The sequence below is a fragment of the Chishuiella changwenlii genome (assembly GCF_900142565.1).
GTDB lineage: Bacteria > Bacteroidota > Bacteroidia > Flavobacteriales > Weeksellaceae > Empedobacter > Empedobacter changwenlii.
Genome location: NZ_FRBH01000002.1, coordinates 80516 through 96081 on the forward strand (window position 1 = coordinate 80516; position 15566 = coordinate 96081).

Annotated in this window: 15 protein-coding genes; 13 read left to right on the forward strand and 2 right to left on the reverse strand. The window is 31.6% G+C overall.

Annotated features, from left to right (window positions below):
* Nucleotides 1-56: 56 nt before the first annotated feature.
* A complete protein-coding gene (locus BUA86_RS02015; protein WP_072929376.1) occupies nucleotides 57-3125 on the reverse strand; it encodes a T9SS type A sorting domain-containing protein in 3069 nt (1022 codons plus the stop codon).
* A gap of 307 nt (nucleotides 3126-3432) precedes the next feature.
* Here BUA86_RS02015 and BUA86_RS02020 point away from each other — a divergent pair, with 307 nt between their 5' ends.
* The 3 genes from BUA86_RS02020 (at nucleotide 3433) to BUA86_RS02030 (ending at nucleotide 6643) form a co-directional block, all read left to right on the forward strand.
* Nucleotides 3433-4023, forward strand: coding sequence for a hypothetical protein (locus tag BUA86_RS02020; RefSeq protein ID WP_072929378.1), 591 nt, complete (start codon nucleotides 3433-3435; stop codon nucleotides 4021-4023).
* Nucleotides 4024-4260: 237 nt separating this feature from the next.
* A complete protein-coding gene (locus BUA86_RS02025) occupies nucleotides 4261-4773 on the forward strand; it encodes a hypothetical protein (RefSeq protein ID WP_072929380.1) in 513 nt (170 codons plus the stop codon).
* Nucleotides 4774-4873: 100 nt separating this feature from the next.
* A complete protein-coding gene (locus BUA86_RS02030; RefSeq protein WP_072929382.1) occupies nucleotides 4874-6643 on the forward strand; it encodes an outer membrane protein assembly factor BamB family protein in 1770 nt (589 codons plus the stop codon).
* Nucleotides 6644-6658: 15 nt separating this feature from the next.
* Here the strand turns inward: BUA86_RS02030 and BUA86_RS02035 are convergent, their stop codons facing one another.
* A complete protein-coding gene (locus tag BUA86_RS02035) occupies nucleotides 6659-7483 on the reverse strand; it encodes an alpha/beta hydrolase (RefSeq protein WP_072929384.1) in 825 nt (274 codons plus the stop codon).
* Nucleotides 7484-7583: 100 nt separating this feature from the next.
* Here BUA86_RS02035 and BUA86_RS02040 point away from each other — a divergent pair, with 100 nt between their 5' ends.
* From BUA86_RS02040 to rplW, 10 genes are all read left to right on the forward strand, one after another.
* Nucleotides 7584-8348, forward strand: coding sequence for an SDR family NAD(P)-dependent oxidoreductase (locus BUA86_RS02040; RefSeq protein WP_072929385.1), 765 nt, complete (start codon nucleotides 7584-7586; stop codon nucleotides 8346-8348).
* 184 nt (nucleotides 8349-8532) lie between these two features.
* A complete protein-coding gene (locus BUA86_RS02045; protein WP_072929387.1) occupies nucleotides 8533-9402 on the forward strand; it encodes a hypothetical protein in 870 nt (289 codons plus the stop codon).
* A gap of 11 nt (nucleotides 9403-9413) precedes the next feature.
* A complete protein-coding gene (locus BUA86_RS02050; protein ID WP_072929389.1) occupies nucleotides 9414-10286 on the forward strand; it encodes a hypothetical protein in 873 nt (290 codons plus the stop codon).
* A 157-nt stretch (nucleotides 10287-10443) separates the two neighbouring features.
* Complete coding sequence (rpsL, locus tag BUA86_RS02055; RefSeq protein WP_019974211.1) at nucleotides 10444-10827, forward strand: 30S ribosomal protein S12; 384 nt, start codon at nucleotides 10444-10446, stop codon at nucleotides 10825-10827.
* Between the two features lie 12 nt (nucleotides 10828-10839).
* Nucleotides 10840-11316 carry a 30S ribosomal protein S7 gene (gene rpsG, locus BUA86_RS02060; RefSeq protein ID WP_072929391.1) on the forward strand — a complete coding sequence of 159 codons (477 nt, stop codon included), beginning with the start codon at nucleotides 10840-10842 and terminating at the stop codon, nucleotides 11314-11316.
* A gap of 6 nt (nucleotides 11317-11322) precedes the next feature.
* Nucleotides 11323-13446 carry an elongation factor G gene (gene fusA, locus BUA86_RS02065; RefSeq protein WP_072929393.1) on the forward strand — a complete coding sequence of 708 codons (2124 nt, stop codon included), beginning with the start codon at nucleotides 11323-11325 and terminating at the stop codon, nucleotides 13444-13446.
* A 10-nt stretch (nucleotides 13447-13456) separates the two neighbouring features.
* Nucleotides 13457-13762, forward strand: a complete 306-nt coding sequence (rpsJ, locus tag BUA86_RS02070; protein WP_072929395.1) for a 30S ribosomal protein S10 — start codon at nucleotides 13457-13459, stop codon at nucleotides 13760-13762.
* 248 nt (nucleotides 13763-14010) lie between these two features.
* On the forward strand, nucleotides 14011-14640 hold the full coding sequence (rplC, locus tag BUA86_RS02075) for a 50S ribosomal protein L3 (RefSeq protein ID WP_072929397.1): 630 nt from the start codon (nucleotides 14011-14013) through the stop codon (nucleotides 14638-14640).
* Nucleotides 14631-15260 (forward strand): 50S ribosomal protein L4, encoded by a 630-nt coding sequence (rplD, locus tag BUA86_RS02080; RefSeq protein ID WP_072929399.1) that lies wholly within the window; start codon nucleotides 14631-14633, stop codon nucleotides 15258-15260. The genes rplC and rplD overlap by 10 nt, the downstream gene beginning before the upstream one ends.
* A gap of 10 nt (nucleotides 15261-15270) precedes the next feature.
* Nucleotides 15271-15555, forward strand: coding sequence for a 50S ribosomal protein L23 (gene rplW, locus BUA86_RS02085; protein WP_072929401.1), 285 nt, complete (start codon nucleotides 15271-15273; stop codon nucleotides 15553-15555).
* Nucleotides 15556-15566 lie beyond the last annotated feature (11 nt).

The window sequence follows — 15566 nt, forward strand, 5'->3', positions numbered from 1 at the left end:
AAAAAGGTTCCAAATTAAATATTCGGAACCTTTCGTTTTTTTTGATTGATATAAAATTATTTAACAATCATTTTTTTAGTTTGTTTAAAGCCTTTAGATTCTAATGTGTAGAAATATACACCTGGAACTAAACTTTTAATATCAAATGTCACATTGTTTTTACCAGCAGAATAGTTTCCGTCGGCTATTTTAGTAATATATTGACCTTGTATATTGTATAAATTGATTACAGCTTTCCCTCCATTTGTTAATGTAAACGGTATAGTCGTGATAGAAGAAACAGGATTAGGATAGTTTTGCCCCAATACATCATTCTTAGAATCTACAGGTAAGTTATCCGAAAGTCCTAGTGTACTTTTATGTTCAGTTTCAAAAAAGTAAAGACCTCTGTAAAAACTTTGATCAGCAACAGTACCAGCTACTAAAAGTTTATTATTACTGTTTGGTACTAATCTTCTACCATAAAATTCTGAATATTCTGGACCAATAAAATATTCCTCATTTTTATTTTCTCCATTTTTATCAAATGTCAATAATGCTCCAACAGGAAAGAAAACAGAAACAATTTTATGAGCAGAAGGATCTATAATCTCTTGGTTTAATATGTAAACTTTATCATCAGCATCAATATGAAAGTCATTGTAATAACGCATATTATCAGATTTTACATTCCAAAGTAATTCACCATCTGCGCTATACTTTTGTATAACATTATGTATATCACCATTAATTGCAAGACTGTAACCAACTAAGGCAACACCTCCGTCACTAAAAGATTTTACAGTATAAGAACGCTCACTTCTATCTTGATCTCCATACGTTTTATACCATTGCATTTTTCCTGCCGTATCCAATTTTACAATAACCATATCATCTTGTGCTGTATTTCCATTGATATAGACACTTCCATCTTTTGCAATGTGCATATCACTAGCCGTAATTGTTTGTCCTGGAATAGATACTGGAGCTGTCCAGTTAATAGTTCCATTTGTATTAAATTGTACTGCAGCAAAATTTCTAGTTGTTAAAGTTAATTGCCCATTACTATTTACATTTGCTGTATTAACTTGGCCTGCAATACCTGGCACAGATGTTTTCCATGCTTCAGTTCCATCTGCATTATATTTTATACCAACAATAGTATTACCAGATCTTCCACTAAAGTATAAAGAACCATCTGCTAATGGTGTTAAAACAAAAGCTGAAGAATTAGACCAATCAATTTCTTTTACCCATACTCGAGAACCTTCTGGTGATAGTTTAATTAATTTTAATTTTGATGGAGATTGTTCAAATGAAGGTATTAAACCAACATAAACATTTCCATTTGTATCTGCTTTTCCAATGATTCCATCTGCAGGATTTCCATTTTTAGAATTATAAAGAATATTCCAAGCTACTGTACCATCTTCATTATGTTTAACAAGAAAGTAATTCATATTAAGCATTTCATCAGCATAAGAATAATAAGAACCAGTAGAAAAAGTACTTCCTTTATTATCTGAAAAAGAGTTAAGCATTATAGCTTCTGATGAACCAAGATTAGTATACTTTGCGCTCCATTGTTTTTCTGGAACTGTATTACCAAAACTTGATTTTATAGTTTCGAACACATTACCACTTTGTGTATAAAATGAATTAACAGAGAAATAAACATTTCCATTATTATCTGTACCAACTCCAGCCATTCTACCCATAGTAGCAGTTCCTGTCGTTGTAGAAATTACGAAAGCAGATTCACCTAATAAGTTTCCATCTGGTGAATATTTATACGCACGAGCTGCAACATCTTGTTCCCAAGCTTCAGCACCTGGAGTCATTCCATTTGCAGCAATAATAATATTACCATTAGTATCAAAAGATAATTTGTTATGATCAGATTGTATAAGACCATTGGTTTCTGTTACCCAATTTTGTGTTCCATCTGTATTGTATGATAAAAGAACAGTTCCGTCATCAGAAAAGCTTCCCGAATGATTTCCGCTGACATATAGTTTGTTATTATGAAGCGCTATTTGCCAACCATTTGTTTGTTCTTCTTGACTTCTGTGAGACTGTACCCATTGTTCTTCTCCGTTTGCATTGTATTTAATTGTTCCAATGCGATTAAGATAAGTATCAAAAGTACCTGTCACATAAATATTATTATCAGCATCTGTAGTAATAGCAGCAGGAACTGAATTTGTAACATCTGCAATGTTTTCAGGATCTGTGCTTTTATAATTATAAGCTTGTTCCCAAATTTTTGTACCATCTGCAGTGTATTTAATAGTATGGTAATTAAGCCATCCTTCAGCATTAGGACTGTACCCTGTTACTATAACATTACCAATATTATCTACTGCAACAGCTGTTGCTTCATTCCAAGATTCTCTATTTGCAGGGTTTTCGGTTTTATGCCATAACTTTTCTCCTTTACTATTATATTTTAAAGTAACATAATCCACAGAATTTCCAGACCATGTGATACCAGATAAATAAATATTCCCATTACTATCAGTTGTTAAATGACTAGGAATCTCTAACCCTTTCGTTCCATTGTCAAAAGATGTATCAAAAAGTTTTGTACCATCTGTAGAGTATTTAACAAGACGAATATCCATGTCATTACCATTCCATTTAAGTCCCGATACAACTATATTTCCTTCGTTATCAAATATAATATGGGTACCATGTTCAACGGCATATAATGAAGCTTGTTCTCGTTTTTGCCATATAATTTGACCATCTGGACCAACTTTTATAGTAAAAAAATCTCCAGAAGGCTGATTTTCATTAGAACTTCCTCCTGTAATATAAGTATTCCCATTTCCATCTGTTACAGATGCATAAGGAATACTATTTCCTTTATAAACTTCTCCACCAAAAAAGTCAAATTTATTTTTGTTATCACGAAGTACTTGAGACTTTATTTTGGATAACATTTTTTCTGTTGGATTGATAATGGTTTTATTTTGTTCACTCTTTTTTAACCCGGTTGGTTGAGGGTTAAGTAAAGAGATGCTACCAAAGTTTTTAGAAACCTTATAACCATTTTGTTCTTTAAGAATTGTGCTTTGTGCAGTAACAATTGTACAGACTGTTACAGCAATCAAAGAAGCTGTGGATTTAATAGTAAAATTCATATCGTGTTAATTATTAAATGTAAAATTAAAGTTATTACAATGTTTTATTAAGGTTTTTAGTGTTGACATCTATGTTGACAATTGCTATTTTACACAATAATAAAGACGACGAAATATCGAAATGATACTTTTCTAATTGATGCAATGTTTTTCTAACAAGAACTTTATTTATAAAAACAAAAAGATGATTTGTTTTTGATAATTAATGCATTTCAATAATAAGTAGTAGTAAAATTTTATAAAAGATTTTAGGAAGTTTTATTTGTAATCTTTATTTTCGGTAAATAAATAACCTAAACAAACTATTATGAAAAAATTAGTTAGAAAACAATCAATGTTTTTTTATGCTTTTCTATTTCTTACTATTTTTAGTTGTAAAGACAAAAATGTAAACGAAAAGAAAGAAGTTTCATCCATAACTCCAACCGAAAAACCTACTGAGGTTACAGAAAAAGTAAAACCTTTGTCTATCGTAGGAACTTATTCTTTTGGGACTAATTTGGAAAAAGGAGCTATAGGAAAAGTTTATGTATACCCAATAACAGATAGTACGGCAGTTTTTTATTTAGATGTATCAGAAGGTGCACCGGATTATATGTTAACAACTTTATATGGAGAAATGTTGGTAAAGGATAATGTAGGGACTTATGATTCGAAGAAAGATAAACAAGGAGCAGAACAATACGGTGATGCATTGAGTAATTGTGTAATGAAATTTGAATTTAAACAAGGAGAACTTACGATAAAACCTAAGGAGAAAGGATGTGGTTTTGGAAAAGATGCATCTGTATATTCAACATATAAATTAATAAATGAAACAACGCCTAAATATTTTGAAAACGTACAAGGTACTAAGAGTTATCCAGTAGAATTAATTCTTGAAAAATATAAAAAATAGTCCAAAGATTTACTTTTAAATCTTTTATCTCAAGATAATCAATTGTATAATTTGTTTTGATGATATAAATAAAATTTAAAAAAACTCTTGTGTAACAGAATATACAAGAGTTTTTTATTCTAAATTTTCTGAATAATGTATTTCTGCAACATTCTATAAAACAAAATTATTTTTAAATCATAATATTTTTTATTTTAGTGGTTGTTATTAAACATATTAACTAATTAATTACATAAAATGAAAAAAATATTATTATTTACATTGTTTTTGTTTTCACTAACAGCATACGCAGATCAATGGTATGTATTGTCTTATGATCAAGCAAAACAAGCAAAGGAATTTTTAGATAAACAATCATACGTAGTTTCTTTTTGTGGTTGTTGTGATAACGATCCAAAGCAATTAATAGAAATTAAGAAAGTACAAATTGAAAAATGGAAAAGTTCAAATAAAGATGAAAATTTGTATTACATAAAAATTGATGGAACAAATAATACAACAAATCAACCATTTTCAGAAGGTGTAGATTTAGCTTATATACATGTATTAAATCCAGATGGATTAGCTTTTACTGTTGCTGGAGAATTATCTTGGGAAGTAGATGCTTGTGTAGAACCTTTTCCTTTTGATGTAAAAAAGGAGAAAAAGAAAAACAAAAGAAATAAAAAATTAGCTCATCATAGATTTTTAAATTCTATTAATGAGAATGATGCGACTTTTTTAACAAAAATTTCATCAAGGTTTAATTAAATTATAATGATTTATTTATGTGTAGAATAACATAGCAAATGTTATTCTACACTTTTATTTTATACCCATTCAATTGTTTGTTCTTTTAAAATAATTTGCAATGAATTCTATCAAAACAAAAATATTTTTAATCGCTATTATAAGTTTTCATTTTTTTGCTTTTGCACAAGAAGATACATTTCGACACTATAAAGAATATGAAGTAAAAAATATTCCGAAAACAAAACTTATAGTAGATGCTAATAAGGAAGATGTTAAGAACTTTTTTTTAGAATATGATAAAGAAAATATAGTTAAGATTTCAGAAGACAAATATCAATTATTTGATACTAAACAAGCTTTTACAACAAAAGAAGATTTTGATGCATCTGTAAAGAAAGGTGTTGCTCCCGATGATTGGCTTTTTACACACGAAGGAAGTTTATCTTCTTATTGGGAAGTCTCATTTAAAGGTTTGAATGGAAATAAAACAGAAATGGAGTTTGAGCTAAAGAAAGTCGTAACAAACTCAGAAATTAAAGCCGTTTTTTCTGATAATGAAATTCTGAATCAACAACAGATGTGGGAGAAATGGTATCAAAATAAAAAATTAGTATCAAGAGGAATTATAGAAAAGTTATACGAAATCTATTTTCGAAAAAAAATTCTTCCAGCTTTGCATGTAGCAAAATTTTCTAAAGAAAAAGGATTCGATAATGGTAATTATACAATTAAAAATTTTATTCCAAATAAAAAAGTAGAAGCTAAAGTTGTTTTTAAAAAGCAAGTACCAGAATTAGGAAATTCTCTTGATAAGAAAAGTATATTGGTTTATGATAGAGTAAGGGCAATTATAAGTTTACTAGATAATGATACTGGTAAAACAATTTGGACCAAAACACTAGAAAATAAAGATAGTCAGAATTTAAATAAATTCAATATTTATAAAAATACCGTTTATGTTGCGACAAGTAGTGGTAACATATATGCCTTGTCCTTAAAAAATGGTGAAGAGTATTGGAAAATGTCTCCAACAAATGATGCACAAAAAGAAAATATTACGAATCTTTTTAAACAAGATTTACCAATTTCTGACGAGTATTTATATGCAAATTACAACGGAACAGTTTACAAAATAAACAGATATAATGGGCAAATAGATTGGTCGCAAACAATCGGGAATTATGGACATTATAATTATTCTTTTGATAATGAAAATCTTTATAAAACAGGCATTTTAGAATGTTTTGTTATAAATAAGAAAAGTGGTGAAGTAACCAAAATTATTAACAATACAGAAGAAAATACGTTTTATTCACCTAACGAATTAGATGCTAAAAACAAAATAATTTATCTATCTGCTGGTAGTTTATATGCTTTTAATTTAACTACAGATAAAGTAATATGGAAGTATAAAGATGGTGCAGATTTTATTTTTAGAGAAAATACGACACTTTATACAGCAGTCAATGGATCGCTTACTTTAAGCGCGATAAATTCTAATTCTGGAGATTTACTTTGGGAGAATACTGAAATTAAACCACAGAATGGAGAAGGAAAAACAATTCTTGATATTTATAATCTCAACAATGAAATTATGATGGATATTTTTGTTGAAGACTATTCTAATAAAACGACAACAAGACAACTTGTTTTTATTGATAAAAAAACAGGAGAACTAAATTTAATTAATAATATTACAGAAAAAATAATATCAAACCCATTACTAACAGAGAATGAAGTTTTATTAATTTCTCCAAATAAGCTTCTAACAATTAATCTTAAAACAAAAGAACTGAAAGAGAAAGTTATTGATTTTTCTGTATTAGAATCAGAGAAAAATAAATTAGGAGTCTATGAACATTATTCTCAGCTCATAAACCCCAATTAAACCTTACAGAAGATGTTATTTTTTTAATCCTTCAATTCTTTTCACCTCTTTTATAAGCAATGGAAAAGCTGGTTGAGCCATTTCACCATGATCAAAACCATCTAGTTCATATAAAACAGTTTCTTTGTGACCTTTTAATTTCATTATACGCCACATATATGCATTTTCTTCGTATCTACCGAAAATTTCTTTTTCACGATCACCAGTAATTAAAAGTAATGGAGGAGCATCTTGTCTAGCAAAATACAATGGCCCCATATCATCTATTCTAGGATCTAACTCGTTAATACCTCTTTCTTTTCTAATTGTAAAATGAGAAATCATTTGCCCACTAAATGGAATAATACCTGCCAACTTATTGGCATCTATCTGATATTTTTTAAGATAAGACTTATCTAAACCAACCATTGTTGCAAGGTAACCACCAGCCGAATGACCAGAAATAAAAATAAGATTCTCGTTACCACCATATTCCTTTATATGATTAAATGTCCAAGCTGTTGCAGCGGCTGCATCTTCAATATATTTAGGAGCATTTACTTTTGGAGATAATCTGTAATTTACACCAATTATAGCAATTCCTTTATTCTTTAATGCTTCAGGAATTTCTTTTTCTCCACCTGTTATTCCTCCACCATGAAACCAAATTACAGTAGGGAAGTTTTTAACATTTTTAGGGATGTAAATATCCAAAACACATCTTTCGTTTATATAACTGTCTGCTTTGTTTATTTTATCATCATAGTAATGAATATTGCTGATTGTTTTGTAGTCTTGTGCATAAATTTTTGTAGCTGTAATACTTAAAAATACGAGAAGATATAACCAAATATTTTTCATAATTGTTTGAATTATTTTTAGATAAAAAATTAACAATATTTTATTGTCTCATTTTTTATGTTAGATATACAATACCCTAAATTTAGTAAAAATAAAATTTATGGGACAATTACAAAATAAAGTAGCAATTATTACAGGAGCTGCATTAGGAATGGGAAAAGCAACAGCAGAGCTATTTGCAGAAGAAGGAGCAAAAGTTATTGTAGCAGATTTTAATGAAGAAGCAGGTCAGGCTACAGTAGATGAAATTAAGAGTAAAGGAGGAGAAGCAACTTTTTGTAAAGTAGATATTTCAGATTCTTCTCAAGTAGAAGCTATGGTTAAATTTACGGTTGACACATACGGAAGATTAGATTGTGCTGTAAATAATGCAGCTTTAAAACCAGATAATAATTCTTTTCAGGATTTAGATGAGGAATATTATGATAGATTACAAGCTGTAGATTTAAAAGGAACAGCTTTATGTATGAAATATGAACTTAGACAATTTATGAAACAAGAAGGAGGAGGTTCTATTGTAAACATATCATCAATTAATGCATTTAAACCAATTTTGGGTAATCCAGCATATCAAGCATTTAAACATGGAGTAGAAGGTTTAACAAAAGCTGCTGCATTTGAATATGGAGTAAAAGGAATAAGAATAAATTCGGTTGCGCCAGGAGCAATTCGTACACCAATGTTAACAGCATCTTTAGCAGATAAAGGAATTACTGAAGAAGATATAATTCCATCTATGAGCTTAATTGGACGCCTTGGAGAAGTGAGAGAAGTTGCTCAAGGATCACTATTTTTAAGTTCGGATGCTGCAAGTTATGTTCATGGAACTGTTCTACATGTAGGAGGAGGTTTTGAGCTACTTTAAAAGCTATTAAAAAACGATAATAAAAAGATCTCAATCTGAAATTTCAGATTGAGATCTTTTTATTATATATGCTATTTAATTGTTTATTAGATTGTTGAATTGTTAAAAGTTGTTGAAAATTTTTATTTTTCAATAGGTTTATTGTATTTTTATATTATCCGAGTTAATTATTAAAATAGCACATATGAAGAAACTAATTTTTCTATTTATTCTTTTATCTACTATTTCAAACGCGCAAGTAGGTATAGGAACAAATACTCCAAATAGTGTACTTGATGTTAGAGGATCTTTACAGACAGCTTACAGAGAAGTCACTGCAAATGCAACTTTAGATATTAATGACTATTATGTAGTATTTAACGGAACTGCAGCATCAACAATTACATTACCTGCAATACAGACAGGAACAAGTAGTTTTACAGGGCGTATTTATCGTATTAAAAATATTAGCAGTCAGGTTCTTACAGTTCGACCAGCAGGTACTAATACATTTCGTATTTCTAGTACAACACCAGATGCTACAATAACCTTAAATCCAGGTTTTTTTGTTGAATTAGTAAATAACGCTAATACAGGGACAACTGCTGCTGTTTGGGATGCTTCATTTGTAGCACAACCAATGGCACAAGCGGTAACATTGTATGGAGCAACTTTAAAACTTCCACCATATGGTTCAATTACAAGCCGAAATCCAACTTACGATTCAGGAACAGGAACAGATGTTTGGTGGTTAATATCTGCAACACCTTCAACATATGAGGTTTCAGCAAGTTTATCAAGACCTAGTAGAATGACAATTGTTTATGAATATCAAGGTGCAATGTTTAATTTGAGTGGGCTTCAACCTTTATTAACAGTAGGTAATTCTTCAAGTTTTCCAGATATTTTTTCCGTTTCTTTTGGAGGTTTTTCCAATACTACTGGTAAAACAAGGTTAACAGTATCTATTGCGAGAGTAGATTTTATAGGATCAACAGCAATTCCTGCTACAAATAGTAACTGGCAAGGAACAGAATTTTTTATTAATGCATTATTTACAAAAAGAACTTTATAAAGAGAGGTACAATGATTTCAAAAGTAAATAGTTTAATAATTCTTTTTATGCTTATTTCTTTAAGTGTAAAATCGCAAGTAGGTATTGCTACTTCTAATCCTAACAGTATGTTAGATGTTAGGGGATCATTACAAACAGCATATAGAGAGATTTCAACAGCTACGAGTACATTAAATGTTAATGATCATCATATTTCCTACACAGAAACTACAGTAGGAACAATTACACTTCCTAGTATTGCATCTGGAACTGCTAGTTACAATGGTAGAATGTATTTTATAAAGAATTTAAGTAGCCAAAATTTGACAATAGTAGCATCAGGAACAAATAAATTAAGAGCTGATAATGTAGCTTTAGATAACATCATTTTACAACCAGGTTTTTATGCAGAAATTGTAAATAACACCAGTACTGTAAGTACTTCTGCAACATGGGATATTTCTTTTGTCGTATTGCCAATTGCACAAAATGTTGAAGTTTATGATGTTAACTTCAAAATACCTCCATATGCTGTAACTGTTACCAATCATAATACGTCAGATTACGATATAACTTCAGGAGCTTATCAATGGTGGTTGATTTCGACGACATCACAAGCTGCTGCTCGGACAGCTGCTTTGGTAAGACCCAATAGAATGACACTTGTTTATGAATACCAAGGTCCATTGTTTGATTTAACAGGTGTACACCCAATATTATTAGTAAATACAAGTGGAACAGCAGCTAATTTTATTGCTTCCTTCGGAGGACTTAGTGTTGTAGGAGGTAAAGTAAGGTTTACTTTTACTGTTGCGAGATATGATTACATTGACAATGGAAGTACAGCTTCTCAATGGACAAATACATTTGATGCAATATCTGTTTTCACCAAAAAAATGTATTAACTTATTTTTAATGAGAGTTTAAAAATAGACTTAAGATTGGTAATATTTTATAAATCAATGCAAAATAAATGCATAAATATTTTTATTTAATGAAATTATTCATATTTTTGCATGCCCAAAAAAGGGTTTAATCCAAATTTAAAAGGAAATTATTAGTATGCCAACAATTCAACAATTAGTTAGAAAAGGTAGAAAAAAACTAACCAAGAAGAGTAAATCGGCTGCATTGGAATCATGTCCACAACGCCGCGGTGTTTGTACACGTGTTTACACTACAACTCCTAAGAAACCTAACTCAGCAATGCGTAAAGTTGCTCGTGTTAGATTAACAAACGGAAAAGAAGTTAACGCGTACATCGGTGGTGAAGGTCATAATCTTCAAGAGCACTCGATAGTATTGGTTAGAGGAGGTAGAGTTAAAGATTTACCTGGTGTTCGTTACCACATCGTACGTGGAGCGTTAGATACTGCGGGAGTAAACGGACGTACTCAACGTAGAAGTAAGTATGGAGCGAAACGTCCTAAAGATGCTAAAAAATAAATTTAAGGAGAAATGAGAAAGACAAGAGCTAAAAAAAGACCCTTACTTCCAGATCCTAAATTTAATGATCAGTTAGTAACACGTTTCGTTAACAATTTAATGTACGACGGTAAAAAATCTGTTGCATTCAAAATTTTTTATGATGCATTAGAAATCGTTGATTCACGTAAAGAAGATGCTGAAAAATCTTCAGTGGATATCTGGAAAGAAGCTTTATCAAATGTGATGCCTCACGTAGAAGTACGTTCTCGTCGCGTTGGTGGTGCTACATTCCAAATTCCAATGGAAATTCGTCCAGACCGTAAAATTTCAACAGCTATGAAGTGGTTAATCAAATACTCACGTAATAGAAATGAGAAATCTATGGCTCAAAAATTAGCTGGTGAAATTATCGCTGCTGCTAAAGAAGAAGGATCTGCCGTTAAAAAACGTCAAGATACTCACAAAATGGCAGAAGCTAACAAAGCATTTTCACACTTTAGATTCTAGTAAGAAATGGCAAGAGACTTATTATATACTAGAAATATTGGTATTGCTGCACACATTGATGCAGGGAAAACTACAACAACAGAACGTATCTTATTTTATACGGGTAAATCTCACAAAATTGGAGAAGTACATGATGGTGCTTCTACAATGGACTGGATGGAGCAAGAAGCTGAGCGTGGTATCACAATTACTTCTGCTGCAACTACGTGTAAATGGCAGTTTCCTACTGAGCAAGGACAACCACTTCCAGATGCAAAAGAATTCCACTTTAATATTATCGATACTCCTGGTCACGTTGACTTTACAGTAGAGGTAAACCGTTCTTTACGTGTTTTAGACGGATTAGTGTTCTTATTCTCTGCAGTAGATGGAGTAGAGCCTCAATCAGAAACTAACTGGCGTTTAGCTGACAACTATAAAGTTCCTCGTATGGGGTTTGTTAACAAAATGGACCGTCAAGGTTCAAACTTTTTAAAAGTTTGTCAACAAGTTAAAGATATGTTAGGATCAAACGCTGTTCCTATCGTATTACCAATCGGTGAAGAAGCTGATTTTAAAGGAGTAGTAGATTTAATTAAGAATCGTGCTATTGTATGGCATGACGAAAACAATGGAGCTACATTTGACGTAGTAGAAATTCCTGCAGATTTAGTTGGTGATGTAAAAGAATACAGAGCTAAATTAATCGAAGAAATTGCTGCTTACGACGAAAACTTATTAGAGAAATTCATGGAAGATGAAAACTCTATTACAGAGGATGAAATCCATGTTGCTTTACGTGCTGCTACTTTAGATATGTCTATTATCCCAATGACTTGTGGATCTTCGTTTAAAAACAAAGGTGTACAGTTTATGTTGGATGCAGTATGTCGTTACTTACCATCTCCGATGGATAAAGAAGCGATTCCTGGAACAGATCCTAAAACGGATGAGCCTACTTTTAGAAAGCCATCTGTAGAGGAGCCTTTTGCAGCTTTAGCATTTAAAATTGCAACAGATCCTTTCGTAGGTCGTTTAGCATTCTTCCGTTCTTATTCAGGACGTTTAGATGCAGGTTCTTACGTATTAAATACTCGTTCAGGAAACAAAGAGCGTATCTCTCGTATCTTCCAAATGCATGCGAACAAACAAGAGCCAATCCCATTTATTGAGGCTGGTGATATTGGAGCTGCTGTAGGATTTAAAGATATCAAAACAGGTGATACTTTATGTGATGAAAAAGCACCTATCGTATTAGAGTCTATGGACTTCCCAGATCCAGTAATTGGTATCGCGGTTGAGCCTAAAACTAAAGCTGACGTTGATAAATTAGGTATGGCTTTAGCTAAATTAGCTGAAGAAGATCCAACATTCCAAGTAAAAACAGATGAGGCTTCAGGTCAAACTATTATTTCTGGAATGGGTGAGTTACACTTAGATATTATCGTTGACCGTTTAAGACGTGAATTCAAAGTTGAAGTTAACCAAGGTGAGCCTCAAGTAGAATACAAAGAGTCTTTCTCTAGACCAGCAGAACACCGTGAAGTTTACAAAAAACAATCTGGTGGACGTGGTAAATTTGCTGATATCGTTTTCACAATGGGACCAGCAGACGAAGGAAAGTCTGGATTAGAATTTGAATCTATTATTAAAGGTGGTAACATTCCTAAAGAATATATCCCTTCAATCGAAAAAGGATTTAAAGCTGCCATGAAAAATGGACCTTTAGCTGGATTCGAAATGGATTCATTAAAAGTTACAGTAAAAGATGGATCTTTCCACCCTGTGGATTCTGATGCTTTATCTTTCGAATTAGCTGCTCAAATGGGGTATAAAGCTGCTGCTAAAGCTGCTGGAGCTCAAATTTTAGAGCCAATTATGAAGTTAGAAGTATTAACTCCAGAGGAAAACATGGGAGATGTTGTAGGTGACTTAAACAGAAGACGTGGACAAGTTTCTGGAATGGATGATAGAAACAACGCTAAAGTTGTTAAAGCATTAGTTCCATTAGCAGAAATGTTCGGTTACGTAACATCATTACGTACATTATCTTCTGGTCGTGCTACATCGACTATGGAGTTTGATCACTATGCTGCTGCACCAACAAACGTTGCAGAAGCTGTAATCGCTAAAGCAAAAGGTAACGCTTAATTCAAGAAAAATGAGTCAAAAAATTAGAATAAAATTAAAATCTTACGATTATAATTTAGTTGATAAATCAGCTGAAAAAATCGTAAAAACTGTTAAAGCTACAGGAGCTGTAGTTAATGGTCCTATTCCATTACCAACTCACAAAAGAATCTTTACAGTTTTAAGATCTCCACACGTTAACAAAAAATCTCGTGAGCAATTTCAATTATCTGCACACAAAAGATTGTTAGACATTTATTCTTCTTCATCTAAAACAGTTGATGCTTTAATGAAGTTAGAATTACCTAGTGGTGTAGAAGTAGAAATTAAAGTGTAGTTTTTATAACACTTTAAATAAATATAAACCTCGAGACGTGCACATCTCGAGGTTTTTTTATAAAGTATTGATGTTTCATAAATTTGCAAAAATTGAATTGGTTATAATCTTTTGAAAAATAATTAATTGAAAGTTTGTATTTTATGAAATAATTCATACATTTGCATGCTAATTTCAGAGAAGATCTCTAGTGGCTAACATCCACATTCTCTGAAATATTAAACAAATTATTAACATATTTTAATCAAATGTCAGGTATCATTGGTAAAAAAATCGCGATGACTAGTTTATTCGATGAGAATGGGAAAAATATTCCTGTTACTATCGTAGAAGCTGGGCCATGTGTGGTTACTCAAGTCAGAACCGTAGAGAAAGATGGGTACGTAGCGGCTCAACTTGGTTTCGATGACGCAAAAGAAAAAAACACGACTAATGCTTTAAAAGGTCACTTTAAAAAAGCTGGGTCAACTCCAAAAAGAAAGTTAGTTGAGTTTTACGGACAAGAATTCGTAGATTCATTAAACTTAGGAGATGAAGTGAACGTTGAGTTATTCAACGAGGGAGAATTTGTAAGTATTACAGGTACTTCTAAAGGAAAAGGTTTCCAAGGTGTTGTTAAACGTCATGGTTTCGGTGGGGTAGGTCAAGCTACACACGGTCAACATAACCGTTTAAGAGCTCCAGGTTCTATTGGTGCAGGTTCAGATCCTTCTCGTGTATTCAAAGGAATGCGTATGGCTGGAAGAATGGGTGGTAAACAAGTTACTGTTCAGAACTTAAAAGTACTTAAAGTTGATACTGAGAAAAACCTTTTAATCGTAAAAGGTGCTATCCCAGGTCCTAAAAATTCATACGTAATCGTTAGAAGATGGAAGTAGTAGTATTAAACATCAAAGGTCAAGAGACTGGAAGAACAGTATCTTTAGACGAAGCAGTTTTTGGAATTGAGCCATCTACACATTCAGTGTATTTAGAGGTTAAACAATATTTAGCAGCTCAACGCCAAGGAACTCACAAAGCAAAAGAAAGAGCTGAGATTGCGGGATCAACTCGTAAAATCAAAAAGCAAAAAGGAACTGGTACAGCTCGTGCTGGATCTATCAAATCTCCAGTGTTTAGAGGAGGAGGTAGAGTATTTGGACCACGTCCAAGAAACTACTCTTTCAAATTAAACAAAGCACAAAAGAGATTAGCTAAAAGATCAGTTTTATCACAAAAATTAGCTGAGAACGAAATCAAAGTTGTTGAAAACTTTTCTTTCGAAGCTCCAAGAACAAAAGAGTTCAAAACTGTTTTAACTGATTTAGGATTAGAGAACAAAAAATCTTTATTCGTATTAGGTGAATCAAACAATAATGTATATTTATCTTCTCGTAACTTACAAAAAGTTAAAGTTGTTACAACTGAGGAATTAAATGTATTTGATTTAATTAATGCTTCTCAAATCGTATTTTTAGAAGGTTCTTTAGCAACAGTTCAAGAAAATTTAACTAAATAAGACGAAGAAAATGGGAATCATAATTAAACCAGTAATTTCAGAAAAAGCAACTAGTAACAGTGAGTTATTAGGGCAATATTCGTTTTATGTAGATACTAAAGCTAATAAATTACAAATTAAAGAAGCTGTAGAAAAAACTTATGGTGTTTCTGTAGTTTCAGTTAGTACTTTAGTTTCTGCTCCAAAAGTAAAAACTCGTTATACAAAAACAGGTTTTCAAACTGGAAAAACAAATAAATTGAAAAAAGCGATCGTTAGCTTAGCTGAAGGTCAAGAAATAGAGTTGTTCGGATAATTTAAGAATTA

Coding starts and splice junctions, on each gene's coding strand:
- rpsJ (WP_072929395.1), top strand. CDS start 13,457: ATGAGTCAAAAAATTAGAATAAAATTAAAATCTTACGATTATAATTTA.
- BUA86_RS02015 (WP_072929376.1), bottom strand. CDS start 3,125: ATGAATTTTACTATTAAATCCACAGCTTCTTTGATTGCTGTAACAGTC.
- BUA86_RS02040 (WP_072929385.1), top strand. CDS start 7,584: ATGGGACAATTACAAAATAAAGTAGCAATTATTACAGGAGCTGCATTA.
- rplC (WP_072929397.1), top strand. CDS start 14,011: ATGTCAGGTATCATTGGTAAAAAAATCGCGATGACTAGTTTATTCGAT.
- rpsG (WP_072929391.1), top strand. CDS start 10,840: ATGAGAAAGACAAGAGCTAAAAAAAGACCCTTACTTCCAGATCCTAAA.
- rplW (WP_072929401.1), top strand. CDS start 15,271: ATGGGAATCATAATTAAACCAGTAATTTCAGAAAAAGCAACTAGTAAC.
- rplD (WP_072929399.1), top strand. CDS start 14,631: ATGGAAGTAGTAGTATTAAACATCAAAGGTCAAGAGACTGGAAGAACA.
- BUA86_RS02050 (WP_072929389.1), top strand. CDS start 9,414: ATGATTTCAAAAGTAAATAGTTTAATAATTCTTTTTATGCTTATTTCT.
- BUA86_RS02030 (WP_072929382.1), top strand. CDS start 4,874: ATGAATTCTATCAAAACAAAAATATTTTTAATCGCTATTATAAGTTTT.
- fusA (WP_072929393.1), top strand. CDS start 11,323: ATGGCAAGAGACTTATTATATACTAGAAATATTGGTATTGCTGCACAC.
- rpsL (WP_019974211.1), top strand. CDS start 10,444: ATGCCAACAATTCAACAATTAGTTAGAAAAGGTAGAAAAAAACTAACC.
- BUA86_RS02025 (WP_072929380.1), top strand. CDS start 4,261: ATGAAAAAAATATTATTATTTACATTGTTTTTGTTTTCACTAACAGCA.
- BUA86_RS02035 (WP_072929384.1), bottom strand. CDS start 7,483: ATGAAAAATATTTGGTTATATCTTCTCGTATTTTTAAGTATTACAGCT.
- BUA86_RS02045 (WP_072929387.1), top strand. CDS start 8,533: ATGAAGAAACTAATTTTTCTATTTATTCTTTTATCTACTATTTCAAAC.
- BUA86_RS02020 (WP_072929378.1), top strand. CDS start 3,433: ATGAAAAAATTAGTTAGAAAACAATCAATGTTTTTTTATGCTTTTCTA.